Below are 16,530 nucleotides of genomic sequence, written 5' to 3'. Positions count from 1 at the left end.
CGATCATGACCCGCAATCCAGACGACACGGACGCCACGCGCCTTCGCGCTCCCCCCGAGGAGCGGACCGTCCCGGAGCTGCTCCGGTTCGGCGTTGTCAACCTCGACAAGCCCGCTGGTCCGTCTTCACACCAAGTCTCCGCGTGGACGCGGGACGCGATCAACGACACGTTGGCCGCGATCGATCCCGAAGGCGAGTCGATCGATGGCGTCGCGCACTCGGGGACCCTCGATCCGAAAGTCACCGGCTGTCTGCCCGCGCTCACCGGCACCGCGACGCGGGCGGCACAGGTCTTTCTCGAAGGCCGCAAGGAGTACGTCGCGGTGCTGGAGCTTCACGGCCCCGCGCCCGACGATTTCCGCGAGGTAGTCGCCGAGTTCGAGGCGGAGATATATCAGAAGCCTCCGCGAAAGAGCGCGGTGACGCGCCGGCTCCGAACGCGAACCGTCGACGACATTGACGTGCTGGAGATCGACGGGCGGCAGGCGTTGCTTCGGGTTCGATGTGAGTCCGGAACGTACATCCGGAAACTGTGTCACGACCTCGGACTCGCGACGGGCGTGGGCGCGCACATGGGACACCTCCGCCGGAGCGCGACCGACCCGTTCGACGACCGCGACCTCCACACGCTGCACGACCTCGTCGACGCCCTTGCGTGGGCGGAAGACGGCGACGACGCGCTCCTTCGAGAGGTCGTTCGGCCGGCCGAGGACGCGCTGGTTCACCTCCCGGCGGTCACCATCGCACCGTCGGCGGCCCGGAACGTCGCGACCGGTGCGCCCGTGTACGCGCCCGGCGTGATCAGTGTCGACGATCCCGCAGCGAAGGCGGTCGCCGAACCCCCGAGTCCGGACGGAGCCGACGCCGCCGACGCCGACGACGATGGCCCCCTCGTCGCCTGTTTCACGCCCGACGGAGCCGCGGTGTGTCTCGGCCGGCTCGTCGGCGACCCGGACGCGGAGTCCGGCGTCGTCGTCTCGTTGGAGCGCGTGCTCGTCTGATCGATTGACCGTACTGGAGTCGAGAGCTGTGGTCGCGATGCGACGTGCGAAACGAAGTTCTTAATTACCGGACTCTCATCTTTCCGGATGCACTTCGGGACCGTGGGGTAGTGGTATCCTCTGCGGATGGGGTCCGTAGGACCTGAGTTCGACTCTCAGCGGTCCCATCAAAATTCTTACTGGATTCCATTATCAGTAGTTTCAGCGCCGTCTAGCTCCCGAAAAACGCGTTCGGGGGATGCGCTATGAACCATCTCGACGGCGGTTCGAACACCTCGGTCGCTGACTCGTGGCGACTGGAGTGTCCGGTCGGCCACAGCGGCACGTCGGTCCAGTCTCGAACCGACCACTGGTACTGTAGTCGCTGTGCCGCGCGGAACATCCATCCCGCGTACAGCTACGTTCGTGACAAGCAGACGGGCGAGTTCGTCGAGCCCGGAGAAGTCGTCTTCGAGTGATCAGCGATGCTCGTCGATCCACTCACACCACGCGTGGAAGTCGTCGGCACCGCACTGGTCGGCGATGTTTCGGAGGGTGTCGCCGCTGATCTCGTGCCCGAGCGGGACCGTGACGTTCCGCGTCTCGCATGTTTCGGGGTGGACGTATCGGAGTTTGAGGTGGCTTCCCGTCCGGTCAACGGGCGTGTAGTTCATGTCGGTCAGCACAGAGACAATATCCCGACCGGTGAATCGCTGGCGGACCACTGTCAAGCCGTCTCGTTCGCATCGTCGAACCACGGTGCGTCAGGGACCCCGACCTCATCCGATACCTCGTCAGGATCGAGGCCCAGTTCCTCCAAGTCCTCGTCAGTAACGGGCTCGCCGGCCTCACCAGTGTGCAGCGCGACCGCCTCGTCGAGCATCTCCAACGCCTCCTCACGAGTATCTCCGCAGGAGGCGACACCGAGATCCTCGTCGATAGCCGACCACCCGCCCTCGTCCTCCTCGATCAGGCGGATCTCGCGTCCCGTGCTCATACCTGCCAGTAGTGAGCACGCCGGAATAAGCGTTCTGTCGCTACTTACCAAGCTTCGTCGTCAGCGCGGAACTACCCGAGACAGGGGTGCGGGAAACGTCGAAACGGTCAGTTCTAGACCGATCGGACATCCTGCGGGGTGAGACGCTCTTGTGGCCATTGGAGGTCCTTTCAGCCCGACCTTTTTCCGAGTCGAGTCGCTCGCTTCGCTCGCGACTACTCACGGAAAAAGCTCGACCAAAAAGCGCGAACTCGCTTTGCTCGTTCGCGTTCAAACCCTACTCTCCGACCGCCTCACTCCGACCTTTTTCCGAGTCGAGTCGCTCGCTTCGCTCGCGACTACTCACGGAAAAATCTCGACCAAAAAGCGCGAACTCGCTTTGCTCGTTCGCGTTCGAACTCTACTCTCCGACCGCCTCCTCAACAATCTCGATCTCCTCGTCGGTGAGACCGTACAGCTCGTAGACGATCTCGTCGATCAGGTCGTCAGTCTTCTCGATCTTCTCGTCAAGTTCCTCGGCGCGCTCGACCGTCCGGAGGTAGTTCTCCAGGTCGTCGGCCACGTCGTCGACATCAGGCAACTCGATCGCCTTCAGCCGATCGACAAGCGAGTTCGTCTTCGTCGCCGTCTCCCGGAAGTTCGCGAAGCCGCCCGCCTCGTCGACAGCGACCGGCACGAAGTGTTCGATCAGGTCCGCCTCCCGATCCGTGAGGTCCGTGATTCGGAAGGCTGGCAGGTAGTCCGTCTCGGTGTAGCCCCAACGGTCGGTCTCGAGGGCACCTCCACGGGCTTCGACCGTTCCGGCAGTCCGAGAGCCTCCCTCTGGTCGGCTCTCGCGGTCCTCATCGTCGGGCTTGTAGCGAGCAGTCGCCTTGATCAGGACCGTGTTGGGGGATTCGCGATCGACGGTGGCGGTGCCGATTCGGAGGCTTGGATATGAACCCGCGGTGTCTGTAAGACGGTTATCTGCTCTGGAAACTGGTTGGGGGAGCCCAGAATCAGTTATTGATATATTCCCCTGCCGAGTAATATAATCACGGAGATTGGTATTCAGCCGGAATCGTTGTGAATGGAACTCTGAGAGTTGACGCGCTAACCACCCGACATACTCTCTAAGAATACTATCATCATTCGCCCGAACTTGATCAGAAAACTCTGGATCCCAGTCAAAATCACGATCTTCTAACTGCTCCTGCAAATGCGTAAAGTCACCACTATTGGCGTCTCCAGATATCTCTACAATTGGCAGGTTCTTTATATGTGCTGTTCGCATCTCCAATCGGCCACCATCTTGTTCATCCCCGAGAACAGAAACTTTCAGTTTTGCAGATTCAAATAAAAGCTCTGAGTTAAGTACGCCTAATAAAAAGTAGTTCTCCTCAGGTATTATGTAGCACTTATTATTTGGATAATAATTCTGATCATCAATCGCAAATCTGGGTGACATTGCTATTTCCGGATATATTATCTTCGTCCCCTCAAATTCATGATAATAATCACATGGCCTCAATTCCCACCAGAATTCACCTTGATCGTATCTCTTCCTTGCATCCTCCTCAAATTCAGATAAATGATCTGCGATAGCAGGATATTGTTCTGAAAACCATCTCCACGCATCCTTCTCATTGGCGGAATTCGATTGTTTTCTGGTCCAGCCAGATCGGATAACAAGTAGATACCGGTCGCTGTATTCTACATTGTATTGACGAATGTCGTCACCAACTACAAGCGGTTCAATCAATTCTCTGGACTGCTTATGTTGTGAAATGAGTTGGTTCCGAGTTTCGCTATCAAGCACAAATGCCGCGTTAAGTCCCGTTTTTATACCCCAATGAATTTCATCGTTAATATAGTCTCCAAGAGTTGTGCTTTGCTGTTCGATCTTATCGTGTATGCTAGCGATCCGTTGTGGTGCGAGTGACCAGCCAGTCGCTTTCAGCCCGGTATCTGAAACTTCATACTGATGATCCTGCTCATATTCCTTGAGAGAATTGAAGGATAATGTTCGAACTCGGGTAACTGCAACCGATTGCCTTTCTGGGCTATGGTTTTTGCCAATAAAAATCAGTGGGAACGTAGACGCATCAGAAAATACTGGTAGTTCACCGAAATCCAATAGATTCGATATTCCCACATTATTGGCTAGATACTCTCGAATATTCTGGCCGTATTCTGCTCTCATAAATTTATTTGAAGTGATATATCCCAAGTTGCCAGATGTAGAGAGAGTTCTCGTTGCTTTCTCAATGAAGTACACGTACAGATCGGCAGAGCTATCGTACGATCTGTAGGAGTCTTTCAGATACGGCTTAAGTTGAGTTATCTGCTCTTGCCGTACATACGGCGGATTCCCGACAACCGCATCGAACCCCGCCCCCGCCAGCTTCTCGCCATCAAGATCAAAGAACACCTCAGGGAACTCCAACTCCCAGTGAAAGAAGTTCTGCTCCTCGGCGGTCGCCTGCGCAGGCTTGAACCAGTCCGTCTCCTTGATCTCCGCCCAGTCGTCTTCGTCCTCAATCGCGCCGGCCATTTGCTCGTAGGCGTCGTCAGGCACGTCGCAGCCGAACTCCTCGGCGGTATGGACGTTCGCCAACTCGAAGAGGCGCTGATACAGCGGATCGTCGCGGATCTCGTCGTACAGTTCCTCCATCGACTTCACGCTCTCTAAGGAGTCGTTGTCGAATGCGAGCAGATCCGCCATCAGATCCATCACGTGTTCGAGCGTGTCCTGTCGCACGCGAGCGAACGCCTGCGTGAGCGTGATCTGTCCGGTGTCGTCGTCGCCGCCGTCTTCCGAGAGCACTTCCGTGATGTCGCTTCCGACGAGTGAGTTCCCCGCCTTCAGGTGGTGATCGAGGAATGCGAGCGGCTGGTCGGCCGCAAGCGTTTCGAGCCACATCGAGAGCTTCGACAGCTCGACCGCCATCCCGTTCAGGTCGACGCCGTAGATCACCTCCTTGGAAATCTCCCGACGGATGTCCTGCTCGTCGTACGACTGGATCTCCTGTTCACGCACGACCGCCATCACCTGCTCGGTGAGGTACCCCGTTGCCTTCGTCAGGAAGTGCCCGGATCCCATCGCCGGATCGAGGATCGTCAGATCCTTCACCTCTTGGTAGAACTCGACGAAGTACTCCTGATCGCTCGGTTCGAGCCCCTCCTCGCGGAGGTCCGCGTCGATCTCTGCTATGAGAGGATCGACCGTCTCCTCGACGATGTAGGTGACCACGTAGTCGGGCGTGTAGTACGCGCCCGTGGCCTTGCGCTCGCCCTCGTCGTTGACGACGTACAGCCCGCCCTCGTCAACGACCTCGACCGCGTCCGCGACCGACACCTCGCCGCCCGACTTCCACACCTGTCCGCCGTCCTCCGAGACCGCGGCGACGCCCTCCGAGCCCGCGATCCGGAACTCGTGTTCGAGAAGCCCCTCGTAGATCGACCCGAGGTGCCGCGTGTCGAGGTCGGCGTAGTCCGCGGGGACGTGGTCGCCCTCTTCGTTCTCCGTCGTCGACAGCCAGAAGATCACCTCCGCGATGTAGGGATCTTTCACCTCGTGTTCGTCGAGGAACGCGTGATCGTCTTGGCTGAACAGGCCCCCGTTGTACGGCGGAATGTCGAGGTCCTCCTCGCCCTCGTCGATCAGCTCGAACAGCTCGGAGAGCCGCCCCCAAATCGACGAAGAGTACTGACTGAACTCGTCGTCAAACGCGTCGCCCGACTCGACATCAAGCCCTTCCACCTCGTCGATGATTTCCTCGCGCTTCGCTTCGAGGCTGAAGTATTCGTGATACTCCTCGCTGGCGTCGGAATCATCCGGATCGATCAGCCCCCGCGACTCCGCGTAGAGGACGAACATCAACCGGTAGAGGAGCACGAGCGACTGCTCTTTCAGCTCGTCGCGAGCCGCCTCGTCATCGGGATCGATGTCGAGATCGTTCGATTCGACGAATCCCTTTCCGAGTACGCGCAGCGCCCGGAACACGTTGTCTTGGAGGTCTTCACCGAGTTCCTGTGCGGCCGTTTCGGACTCCGACCACACGTCGTCGAGGAACGAACTTCCGGCCGTCTCGACGAATGCCTCTGGCCGGAAGAAGACGTAAAAGTACTTGAACGCCTTTAGGTTCCCACTTTCGAGGATCTCCGGGAGGTCGATCTCGTAGTAGGTCTGTGTCTCGTAGTCTTTCGTCCCGTAGAGTCGCCACTTCTTCCCGTCCGTGAGCACGCCCCACTTGAGGTCGCTCGGCGTCCGTTCGAGGTAGTACTTGATCTGATGCGAAGCGTCGCGGTAGGAGCGCTGCTCGGCGAAGCGCGCCTCGAAGTCTGCATCCCACTGTTTGGCTTCGAGAATCGCCGACGCCCGCGAGAACAGTCCCTCGTGATCGCCGTCGAGCGCTCGCTTTGCCCCCTCGCGGCGCACGTCGTCGTTCTCGAAGAGCAGCCGGTCGACGTACCCGCCACCGTCCGGGAGGGTCACCTCGGAACTCGTGCCGTACCCGAGAACGTCGACGATCTCGGCGATCCACGTATCGATCAGTTCGTCCTCGTTGTAGGAGGGGAGGAGCGAGCCCTCTTTGTTCCAGAGGTCGCGTATCTGCTCGAAGGCTTCTGCGGCCTCCTCGTCGCAGTCCCACGCGTCGAGGTCGGCGACGCGCTCGTCGAGATAGTAGCCAGAGAAGAGATCGGAGTTTCGGTAGGGACCACTCCCGAGCGTCGCTTGACTCATGTGATATCAAATTCACACGTCAGCGCGAGTAAATAGATGACGGAGCGATTGCTGTAGTTCCCGACTCAACTGGACCCAACCGAAGGGTTCTCACGGAGACACACGGTGTGCCGAAATCTGCCTCCTGCGAATGACTCCGGTGGGCGTCTCTCCGGAATTTGTCTAGTTCGTGATCTCCAGGTCACAGACTCAAACCGACCGTGACAACACCGCCGTAATATCTCGACTTCGGGTCGGAAGAAAATGTTCGCAACGCCCGCAACGAATTGGATCCAACGCCGACCTAGCAATGCCCCACCGACAAGATTGGGTTGCAGTGCAGAACCCAAATAGAAAGCCGCTAGCGGTGAGGTGATCTCAATTAGCTGCCGAAGTCGGCACGACCTTCGAATATCACATTTCCACTCGGATCGTGGATGAGCTGAACTGTCTGTTCATTGGTGCCGAAGTCAGAACCGGTGATGCTTTTTGTTTCACCAGTCTGCCAAGTGGTTGGTTCACTAAAGTTAGCTTCGTCAAATCTTTCACCACCGATGGAGACAGTGAGATCACTCGTCTCAATCGATTGTCCTCCAGTTTTGGTAACGTCAACCGTTGAATTGTTTGCACTCTCGATTTCGAAACTCGCCTGCGGCGCACTGTCACCTAACTGATCGCCGAGTCCGAGCACGAAGGTCCCGATGACGGCCGCGAGGATGACAGTGATTGCGACCATGAGTATGACCCCTATAACGGGACTCACGGCACGATCGTCCGATGTGTTTTGGTTGAATGATTTCATGGTTGAACCCAGCGTCGGCCGAAGACGCGAGTACGACCTGCGTGCGGTCGCGTCCGTCGGGCTGCTGGCTACGCTACAGTACGCCGATTCGGTATATGTACGTGTTGGCCCAAATCTCAGCGTTGAAAACTACTCCGCTACGTTCAAGGTGTCACCGAGCCGATTAGTGGGTATGTCCCCCACGGCGCAGGCCCTCTCCCGGACCTACAGCGACCGCGAGTATCCCGATCCGTGGCAGAAAGTTCTCGACTATCGGCGCGTTCGCGAGTACGTCGCGGCACACCCGAACCACGGCCGCACGCGCGTCGGCAACGCGCTCGATCTCCCGCCGGGTCGCGTTCGAGGATGGCTCAACGGCGGGATGCCCGACTCGGTCCACGGTATCCAAACCGCGATCGATCACGGGTGGCTCGATTCCGACGAGGCGATCACCGCCGCGCTCGTCGACCTCCTCGCACACGTCCTCGCCGGGGGGAGCATCGACGACGCGTTCGTCCCAGCGGTCACCGTCGACGAGTCGGTGACGACCGACGACGTGCGCGCGGTCTTCGAGGCCCTTGACGTTGATAGTCACACCCGCAACGAGGACATCGACAACCGCGCGACGGAGGTGATACCGACCACCGACGCCTCGGTCCTCGGTCGGTGCCTCGTCGCGATCGGAGCACCGATCGGAGACAAAACCGGGCTCGACTCGTTCCCGCAGATCGTGTGGGAGGTGCCGCGACCGGTCCGTAAGTCCTTCGCGCGGATCTACGTCGGGCACCGCGCGCTCACGTACGACACGAAGGCCACACGGGTGATCCAAGAAGACCGGTCGCGAGCGTATCTCGACGACCTCCGCGACGTGGTGGCCGACGTGACCGGCGAGTCCGTGAGCGTCGGCGACGGCCGAGTGACCATCTCCGCGGCGGCCGCTCGCCGACTCGCCGAAGCGGATCACGCTAACTCGTTCCCGTCGAGTTCGACGGCGAGGTAGCAGTCGTAGAGGGGCACGGTCACACCGCTCCGGAACCACTAAACGCCGCACACGCCTACCGCCGGCAATGGCCGACTGGACCGAAACGTACCGTCCGCACACGCTCTCAGAGGTCCGCGGCAACGACAAGGCCCGCGACGCGTTCGCGGAGTGGGCGCGCTCGTGGGACGACCACCGCGAGGCGGTCGTCCTCCACGGGAGTCCCGGCGTCGGAAAGACGAGCGCGGCGCACGCGCTCGCGAACGACATGGGATGGGAGACGGTCGAGTTGAACGCGTCCGACCAGCGTACCGCCGACGTGATCGAGCGCTACGCGGGACGGGCCGCCCGAAACGCCACGCTCGGCGGGAGCGCGGCCGGGGGCGGGGCCGCCGGCGGCGACACGGCGTCGCGCCAACTCGTCATCTTGGACGAGGCCGACAACATCCACGGCAACTACGACCGCGGCGGCGCAAGCGCGATCACGGAGCTGGTGAAAGAGTCCGGCCAGCCCATCGTCCTCATCGCCAACGACTACTACGACATGTCTCGCGGGCTTCGCGACGCCACCCAAGAGGTCGAGTTCCGCGATGTCTCCGCGCGCTCCATCGTCCCCGTCCTCCGCGACATCTGTCGGAAGGAGGGGATCGAGTTCGAGTCGGACGCCCTCTCCGAGATAGCCGAGCGCAACCGCGGCGATCTCCGCGGCGCGGTCAACGACCTCCAGGCCGCGGCGGAAGGGCGCGACGCGATCACCGTCGACGACGTGGTCACTGGCGACCGCGACAAGGCGCTCGGACTCTTCCCGTTCCTCGATGCGGTCCTCAAAGAGGAGTCCGCAGAAGAGGCGTTACAGTCGGCGTACGCCGTTGACGAGACGCCCGACGACCTGACGAAGTGGATCGAGAACAACGTCCTCGACGTGTACGATTCCCGAGAGGCGGTCCGAGCGTACGACTCCCTCGCCAACGCGGACGTCTGGCTCGGTCGCGTGCGCGCCACGCAGAACTACACGTACTGGCGGTACGCGACTGACAACGCGGCCGCGGGCGTCGCGGCCGCACGCGACGAGACGAAAGGTGGATGGACGCGCTACGGCCGCCCGCAGTTCTGGTCCTCATCGGACGCGACCGCAGACAAGGTAGTAGGACAGATCGCCGCCGCAAGCGGCTGTAGCGTCGCCACCGCTCGCCGTGAGGTGCTACCGTTCCTGCAAACGATAACGCACCACTGTAAGCCGCGCGAGCCGACAGTCGCGATGGCGGCCGCGTACGACCTCGACGAGGCGGGCGTCGCCTTCGTCACCGGCTCTGGCGAGTCCACCAACAAGGTAGAGTCGATCGTCGAGGACGCACAGGCGCTACGAGACGAGCGAATGGAGGACAACGCAGACGGCGCGTTCGCCGCGAGCCCCGGGCGGAGAAACGGTGATGCCGCCAATGAGAGGAGCGATTCGGATACGGAGGGCGGCGGCAATCGAGGGATTACAGGAGGAGACGCTAGCGGAAACGGGACCGACAGCACAGAGACCGACGGTGACGCGAGCGGGGACGACGAGACCGGCGACGATGGACAGGCGGGACTCGGCGATTTCGTGTGATCGCTACAATCAGGAGACAGAGTCGTCGTCCGTGATCTCATCCGCATCGGGAGAGCGGACTGAATCGATCACCGTGACATCGTCAAACTCGAATCGCGCGCCGCCGGTCCGGCTCTCGGTGAGTGAAACCTCCCACTCGTGGGCCCCGGCGATTCGATCGACGATGGCGAGCCCGAAGCCGGTACCGCCCTCGGCGGTGGTGTGTCCCGGTTCGAACACCGACTCGCGGTCCGACGGATCGATCCCGTCGCCGTCATCTGCGACGTAGAATCCGCGGTCGAGTCTGCCGACGAACACCCGAATCGTCGGGTCGGCGGCGGACTCGGCCACAGATTCGGGGTCAGACGCCGGATCGAGATCTGACTCATCGGCCGCGATCGGGGCGTCACCGTCGGCTCCGCTGGTGAACGTGCCGGGCGGGACGCGGTCCGATCGGTCGCCGGCTGCGCCGTATCCGTCTCGGTCACCGAACGTATCACCGGCGTCACCGTCCGTGCCGTGCTCGATCGCGTTGCGGAAGAGGTTCTCTAACGCCTGTCGGAGACGACGTCTGTCGCATTCGATGCGCGGAAGCGGGGCTTCGACCACGAGCCGTGCGTCCGCGGTCGCTCCGACGGTCCGCCACGCCTCGTCGACGATGACCGCGAGATCCTCCGGCGTGGGCTCCTCGACGGACCGCCCCTCGCGCGCGAGGGCCAGTAGATCCGAGATGAGATCGTCCATCCAGTCGAGCGCGTCGAGTGCGCGATCGAGACGCTCGGCACTGGCATCTCCCTCGAACTCGGTCGCCAGTTCGATGTTGCCGACGGCGACGGACAGGGGATTGCGCAGGTCGTGTGAAACGACGCTCGCAAACTCTTCGAGGCGCTCGCGCTGTCGTTCGAGCTGGCGGTTGCGCTCGACGCGATCGCCGGCGGTAAAGAGGTATCCGACGATGTCACCCGTCTCGTCTCGAACCCCGCGCTCGCGAACCCACGTCTGCGTGTCATCGAGGGTGAGACGATAGGTGATATCGACTCGCCCCTCATCGAGGGCAGCGCGAAATCGGTCGCAGTCCGCATCAGCGACCGCCGTCGACCACTCGGTCTGTGGGAGGTTCGCGGCGTTCAGCCGAGATTCGCCGACCACTTCGGGGACGAACCGGTCGGGGTCGCCATCGGGGCGGCGATACGCGATACCGGGTCGCCGCTCCATCGAGTGGCACACGATCGCAACCCGCAATGTAGACTATTAAACCTTTCTCGAATAACATTATGTTGGGACCGGTTACCGCTCGCGGGCGACATCAGGTCTGGTAAGGAGACGCGGTTACCGGCGCGTTCCATCGGCTTCGAAGCCGAAAGTACCGACGCGAGACGCGTCGTGGAGATCGGCCGACAGCGACTGGTCGGGTGACCACGGCAGAGGCCAGTCAGTCGCCCCTGACTGAAGCCGTGAGCTGTCCCGTTCCGCCTGCACCGCGGACCGTCCACGCCGCACCGACGGCCAGCACAACGGCGACTGCGAGCGCGACGAGGTTGATCCGTTGCCAGACACCGGTGTACAACACGAGATCGCGGCCCAGAAGCAGCGTACCGACGAGCGCAACCATCGATCCCGCGGCCAACGCGCGCACGATCCGCGCCGTGGAGCGGTCGAAGCCGGCGTAGCCACCTCGCACGGCCTCGGTCGCGTACGCGACCGTCGCGACTAATCCGAGGTGTCCGGCGAGTCCGGTGATGTAAAACCCGGCCTGCGCGCCCGGCGAGTAAGTCACGAACGGGACCGCCCGCGAGAAGACCGCGCTGGCGACGATGCCGGCGACGGCGATCGCTGTGGCGATCCGCAGGAGTCGCGGCGAGCCGCGACCGTCGCCCCAGATCGTCGCGAGCGCGAGCAGCGTGAAGATACAGAGGGCCACGACGAGGTGCGCGGCGTGCGTCGAGACGGTGTAGCCGCCGGGGACGAGCCCGCCGACGGTGACCGTGATGGCACCGACCGTGATCTGCAGTGGGAGGATCGCCACCGCGAGCGTCGCGGCCAGCTTCGTGCGGCGGTCAAACCCACCGAGCCAGGTCCATCCGGCGACGCCGACGATGAGGAAGCCGGTCACCATCGCCCACACGCGGTGGAACCACTCGATGAAGTCGGGGTTGATCGTGAGCGTGGGGATGAGCTGGTCGGAACAGAGCGGCCACTGGGCCTGACACGCCAGTCCCGACCCGGTCGCTGCGGTGTAGACCCCGAGCGAAAACAACACGAGGGTCATTCCCGTCGTCGTCGCCGCGTATCGCCTAAACGAGAGCCACGCGGGCCGAAGACTCATTGGCCGTATTCGGGCTCGCGCGTACTTAGACCGTTCGCACGATCCGTGTGAGCGGGAACGGCGGCGACGTACATCGAATAGACCCGTCAGCCGCCGACACCTCAGCCGCCGACACCTCAGCCGCCGACACCTCAGCCCGACAGCTCCCGTTTCGCTCGTCGCGCCTTATCGGACATCTCCTCGTTGCCCTCGACGTCTGCGAGGGTCTCGATCGCCTCCAAGTTTCGGACCGAGTTGTCGAGGAACGAGAGCACGTCGCCGGTGTACGCGTACACCATGTAGTCGTCGGTCATCACGTCGACGATCGCCTGCGGGCCGAGCCCCTCGGCGCGGAGTTCGAGGACGTACCGCATGAACTTCTCCTCGGGACAGCCGCAGTAGGGATTGGCGTCGCAGTCGCAGTCGAGGAAGTCCTCGGCGAAGTCGAGAATGCGGTCCCGCGTCGTCGAGTCGAGCTTCGAGAGGCCATCGCCGCTGTAGAGGATGTCGAGCGTCGCACCGGCGAACGCTCCCTTCGGAATGTTCGTTTCCAGTTGGGAGGCGAGCTGGCGGTGGTTCTTCACGTATATCTTGTCGGTGAACGCCACGGATTACGCCTAGGTACGCCGTCGCGCGCCTAAAGCGGTGCGGTCGGGGCCGTCTGAGATTCGGTGGAGATCGGGTGGTCGGGCCACGGTCGCTGCGGCCCTCCGCGCGAACTGCTCGCACGGACTGCGGCGAGTCGTAACGGTTATCAGTCGAAACGGGGTACGTGAGAGTGCGTGTCCGGGTTAGGGTAGTGGACTATCCTTCAGCCTTGTGGAGGCTGAGACGCGGGTTCGATTCTCGCACCCGGACTTTCTGAGGAACGTAGTGACGAAGAAAGCTGGAAGGCGAAATCGAACCGCGCGAGACGAGCGTTAGCGAGTCTCGCAATCGGGTTCGATTCTCGCACCCGGACCTTTTGACGACGACCGAAGGGAGAAGTGGAAGAGCCGGCAGATGGGGGTCGAACACCGCACCGCGAGGCTCGTTGTCTTCGATCGACACGTCGCCACCGGACTGGTCGGTGAGCACGTACACGGGGTACAGTTCGATCCCGGAGTCGTCGACGCCGAACGCGCCGATCACGATCCATCGGTGGGATACTCGTCGCGGCGACCGTCCGGTGTAAGGTAGTGTTCACATAAGCTGATTCCATGCAAAAGTGAACGATCTCAGCCACTCGTTAGCAGTTTCTGCTTCGGCGTTGCCGAAACAGTTTGAGAAACAGGTAGTTCGACGTTTTATCTCACGAAAGATACGTTCAACGCTGTTCCGATTTCCATGTCGTTCGCACCTGAAATCGAGGTCGTGTTTGCGACAGGCTCGTTGAAGTGAGGCTGATCCATCGACGAGAACAGCTGCGTTATCGATATCGTGTTTGTCACGGAGATCAGCAAAAAACCGATCTTCGAGGGCGTTATTTATCGGTTGTTCAAGCTGTGTGTGGAGCAGATCGTTTGTTTCTGGATCGACAGCAGCGTACAGCAAATACTGTTCATCATCAAGTCGAATCACCGTTTCATCGACCGCAACGTGATTCGGACTCCGACCAGATTCCGGCTGTAGATCGGCCTTATGAACCTAGGTATGAACGGTGGATCGAACCCGATTAACACCGAATATCTCAAGAAACGAAACAATATTCGAAAGCGAGAGTCCAGCTAAATGGAGCTGAATACTGAGCTTCATCAACAGTCGCGGTGTTGCCTCTCGCTCCACAAAGTCTACGTTGATTTCGTCTAAACAGCCACTGAGGCGGTCGTTTTCGGGCATAGATCACTTTGAAAACGCACTGCCTCACCTTTCAAACCGTATCTGAACACCGCCGACCACCCCGACAGTGGCCTTATGACGATACCCCAGCGTGATGAGGCATGGACGAGAACACGGAGTCAGACCCCGGCACGGCAGACACCATGCGCGACCGTGCCGACGAGAGCGGAGTGAAACTCTGGCTCCTGTTGCGGGCGAACCGCGCTCTCGTCGCCGGCCTCGTGACTGTGGGCCTGTTCGTCGCGTTTGTTGCCGTCGCGGCCGCGTTCTCTCCGGCACTCGCCGAGAAGGTCGGGTCGAGCGACGTGATCGAGACGATGTTCTCGGCGATGATCACGGCGATCGTCACCGGTGCGACGCTCGTCGTCACGATCGGACAGCTCGTTCTCACCCAAGAGAACGGCCCGCTCGGTGACCAGCAGGAGCGGATGGCCGGCACGCTGGACGTGCGCGAGTCCGTTGCCGCGCTCACCGGCTCGCCGGCTCCGACGGATCCAGCCGGCTTCCTCGACGCGATCCTCGGCGTCGCAGCGGATCGATCAGAGGCGCTTCGAGCGTCTGTCTCCGGGGACGACGAGCGCGACGAGGCGGTGAGAGACGACGTGGCCGAACTCGCCGAGAGCGTCGCCGGCAACGCAGACACCGTGCGCGACCAGCTCGACGGTGCGCAGTTCGGCTCTTTCGACGTGGTGTTCGCCGCCTTGGATTTCAACTACGGCCGGAAGATACATCGCGTCGACCGCCTCCAAGCCGAGTACGGAGATCGCCTCACGGAGGCGGAGAACGACGCGCTTGGGGAACTCCGGGAGTCGCTCGCGCTGTTCGGGCCGGCTCGCGAACACGTCAAGACGCTGTACTTCCAGTGGGCGCTCATCGACCTTTCCCGGCTGATCCTCTACGCCGCCCTGCCGGCGCTTCTCGTCGCCGGCCTCATGCTCGCTGTCGTCGACGCCGGGACGTTCCCGGGGAGCACGCTCGGCGTCGATCACCTCACGGTCGTAGTCGGTGGTGCGTTCGCCGTCACGCTGTTACCGTTCGTGCTGTTCGTCTCGTACGTGCTCAGGGTTCTCACGCTCGCGAAGCGAACGCTCGCTATCGGACCGCTGGTGCTTCGAGACGGGCGGTGAACTGGGAGTGACGGCGACCGCGGGACGGTGAGCTACGAGAGCATGCGGCCGACGCGCTCGAAGACGATTGCCCACGCGCTCGTCGCGAGCGCGACGACGCCGAGAGCCAGAAACGCGGCGTCGAATCGACCCGCGTCCGCCAAGAGACCGACCGCCGGCGGTCCGAGCGCTCCGAACGCGATATAGCCGGTTCGGAGGAGTCCGAACCCGCTACCCTGAATCTCCGGCGGCAGCGACGCGAGACCCGCTGCGTTGACTGGCGGCATCGCGCCGAGGAAGAAGCTCAACAGGACGGTGACGGCGACCAGCGCCGAAAACGTTTCAACGACCGTCAACAGTACGAACCCGGGGACGCTGAGGCTGATAAACACGATAATAGCGACACGATTTCCGCGGCGATCGGCCACGATTCCAGAGAGGAACTGCACGCCGATCGCGGCCGCGAAAAACAGGCTGTACAGCGTCGCGGCCGAGCCGGGGTCGACACCCTTCTGCGCGACGAGGTACGTCGGTAAGAAGCCGGTCAGACTCTGGTACAAGAACATGTTGAGCGAAAGCAGCGCCGTGACGGCCAGCACGGGCGGTCGCCGCACCGCCGCCGCGACCTTCCGCATCGTCTGGCGAAAGGACTCATCGCCGGTCGCGGGGGAGGCCCGTCGAGGCAACGCGATCCACAGGCCGATCGCACACGCGACCATCATGGGTAGCAAGAAGCCGAACCCCCACCGCCAGCCGAGGTAGACGCTCACGAACCCGGCGCTCGCCGAGAGAACGACGTTGCCGACGTTCCCGGCGGCCTGGTTCACGCTGATTGCGGTCGTTCGCATCTGGTCGAACAGCGCCGAGATGACCGTGAGCCGCGTCGTACCGAACAGTCCCGTGCCGAGGCCGAGCAGCACCGTCGCCAGCACGAACGTCTCGACGGTCGTCGAGAGCACGATCACGCTCACCGCGCCCGCCGAGAGGAGGATGCTGCCGGCGAGCACCAGCCGCTCGCCGACGATGTCGGCGATCGCACCGCCCGGGAACTGCAACAGCGCGTATGTCGTCCAGAGCAGGCCGATGAACGCGCCGGTCGTGGCGTTGCTGACGCCGAACTCGGCAGTCACCTGCGGTAGCAACGCCGGGTACACGATCCGGACGCCGAGCGTGAGAAACCATCCGAGCGAGACGACGAGCAGGATCGACACCGGTCCGTCTTCCCGAATATCTGACAGGGTTCCGATCAAAAACGATCCCGGCCGAGACAACGCTCCCAT

14 protein-coding genes, 2 tRNA genes and 1 pseudogene are annotated in these 16,530 nt (G+C 61.7%); 8 read left to right on the top strand and 9 right to left on the bottom strand.

Annotated elements, in window-relative coordinates; all coding sequences use genetic code 11:
• Window positions 1-5: 5 nt before the first annotated feature.
• From NO887_RS12530 to NO887_RS12520, 3 genes are all read left to right on the top strand, one after another.
• Window positions 6-1,001 carry an RNA-guided pseudouridylation complex pseudouridine synthase subunit Cbf5 gene (locus tag NO887_RS12530; RefSeq protein ID WP_256418626.1) on the top strand — a complete coding sequence of 332 codons (996 nt, stop codon included), beginning with the start codon at window positions 6-8 and terminating at the stop codon, window positions 999-1,001.
• Window positions 1,002-1,097: 96 nt separating this feature from the next.
• A tRNA-Pro gene (locus NO887_RS12525) sits at window positions 1,098-1,168 on the top strand.
• Between the two features lie 78 nt (window positions 1,169-1,246).
• Window positions 1,247-1,459: a hypothetical protein gene (locus tag NO887_RS12520; protein WP_256418625.1), complete on the top strand. Its 213-nt coding sequence runs from the start codon at window positions 1,247-1,249 to the stop codon at window positions 1,457-1,459.
• On the opposite strand, the gene NO887_RS12515 is transcribed toward NO887_RS12520, so the two are convergent.
• From NO887_RS12515 to NO887_RS12500, 4 genes are all read right to left on the bottom strand, one after another.
• Window positions 1,460-1,705: a type II toxin-antitoxin system HicA family toxin gene (locus tag NO887_RS12515; RefSeq protein WP_256418624.1), complete on the bottom strand. Its 246-nt coding sequence runs from the start codon at window positions 1,703-1,705 to the stop codon at window positions 1,460-1,462.
• A 2-nt stretch (window positions 1,706-1,707) separates the two neighbouring features.
• Complete coding sequence (locus NO887_RS12510) at window positions 1,708-1,977, bottom strand: type II toxin-antitoxin system HicB family antitoxin (RefSeq protein WP_256418623.1); 270 nt, start codon at window positions 1,975-1,977, stop codon at window positions 1,708-1,710.
• Between the two features lie 400 nt (window positions 1,978-2,377).
• Window positions 2,378-6,703, bottom strand: coding sequence for an Eco57I restriction-modification methylase domain-containing protein (locus NO887_RS12505; RefSeq protein ID WP_256418622.1), 4,326 nt, complete (start codon window positions 6,701-6,703; stop codon window positions 2,378-2,380).
• Window positions 6,704-7,064: 361 nt separating this feature from the next.
• Complete coding sequence (locus NO887_RS12500) at window positions 7,065-7,484, bottom strand: type IV pilin domain-containing protein (RefSeq protein ID WP_256418621.1); 420 nt, start codon at window positions 7,482-7,484, stop codon at window positions 7,065-7,067.
• Window positions 7,485-7,656: 172 nt separating this feature from the next.
• Here NO887_RS12500 and NO887_RS12495 point away from each other — a divergent pair, with 172 nt between their 5' ends.
• Both NO887_RS12495 and NO887_RS12490 read left to right on the top strand, forming a co-directional pair.
• Window positions 7,657-8,463 (top strand): hypothetical protein, encoded by an 807-nt coding sequence (locus NO887_RS12495; protein WP_256418620.1) that lies wholly within the window; start codon window positions 7,657-7,659, stop codon window positions 8,461-8,463.
• 67 nt (window positions 8,464-8,530) lie between these two features.
• Complete coding sequence (locus tag NO887_RS12490) at window positions 8,531-10,042, top strand: replication factor C large subunit (protein ID WP_256418619.1); 1,512 nt, start codon at window positions 8,531-8,533, stop codon at window positions 10,040-10,042.
• A 9-nt stretch (window positions 10,043-10,051) separates the two neighbouring features.
• Here NO887_RS12490 and NO887_RS12485 read toward each other — a convergent pair whose 3' ends face one another.
• From NO887_RS12485 to NO887_RS12475, 3 genes are all read right to left on the bottom strand, one after another.
• Complete coding sequence (locus NO887_RS12485; RefSeq protein ID WP_256418618.1) at window positions 10,052-11,236, bottom strand: sensor histidine kinase; 1,185 nt, start codon at window positions 11,234-11,236, stop codon at window positions 10,052-10,054.
• Between the two features lie 217 nt (window positions 11,237-11,453).
• Window positions 11,454-12,290 (bottom strand): COX15/CtaA family protein, encoded by an 837-nt coding sequence (locus tag NO887_RS12480; RefSeq protein ID WP_256418707.1) that lies wholly within the window; start codon window positions 12,288-12,290, stop codon window positions 11,454-11,456.
• Window positions 12,291-12,478: 188 nt separating this feature from the next.
• Window positions 12,479-12,934, bottom strand: a complete 456-nt coding sequence (locus NO887_RS12475) for a DUF5814 domain-containing protein (RefSeq protein WP_256418617.1) — start codon at window positions 12,932-12,934, stop codon at window positions 12,479-12,481.
• A 177-nt stretch (window positions 12,935-13,111) separates the two neighbouring features.
• Between NO887_RS12475 and NO887_RS12470 the strand changes: the two genes are divergently transcribed.
• Window positions 13,112-13,184, top strand: a tRNA-His gene (locus NO887_RS12470).
• Between the two features lie 144 nt (window positions 13,185-13,328).
• Window positions 13,329-13,505 (top strand): hypothetical protein, encoded by a 177-nt coding sequence (locus NO887_RS12465; protein ID WP_256418616.1) that lies wholly within the window; start codon window positions 13,329-13,331, stop codon window positions 13,503-13,505.
• Between the two features lie 3 nt (window positions 13,506-13,508).
• Here NO887_RS12465 and NO887_RS12460 read toward each other — a convergent pair.
• A pseudogene (locus NO887_RS12460) lies at window positions 13,509-14,144 on the bottom strand (IS6 family transposase).
• 101 nt (window positions 14,145-14,245) lie between these two features.
• Here NO887_RS12460 and NO887_RS12455 point away from each other — a divergent pair.
• On the top strand, window positions 14,246-15,271 hold the full coding sequence (locus NO887_RS12455; protein ID WP_256418615.1) for a DUF7972 family membrane protein: 1,026 nt from the start codon (window positions 14,246-14,248) through the stop codon (window positions 15,269-15,271).
• A 32-nt stretch (window positions 15,272-15,303) separates the two neighbouring features.
• Here NO887_RS12455 and NO887_RS12450 read toward each other — a convergent pair whose 3' ends face one another.
• Window positions 15,304-16,530, bottom strand: coding sequence for an MFS transporter (locus NO887_RS12450; RefSeq protein WP_256418614.1), 1,227 nt, complete (start codon window positions 16,528-16,530; stop codon window positions 15,304-15,306).

The sequence above is a fragment of the Halorubrum laminariae genome (assembly GCF_024494655.1).
GTDB classification, from domain to species: Archaea; Halobacteriota; Halobacteria; order Halobacteriales; family Haloferacaceae; genus Halorubrum; species Halorubrum laminariae.
The sequence above is the reverse complement of the archived record's forward strand: the minus strand, read 5'-3'. Positions and strand labels throughout refer to the sequence as shown.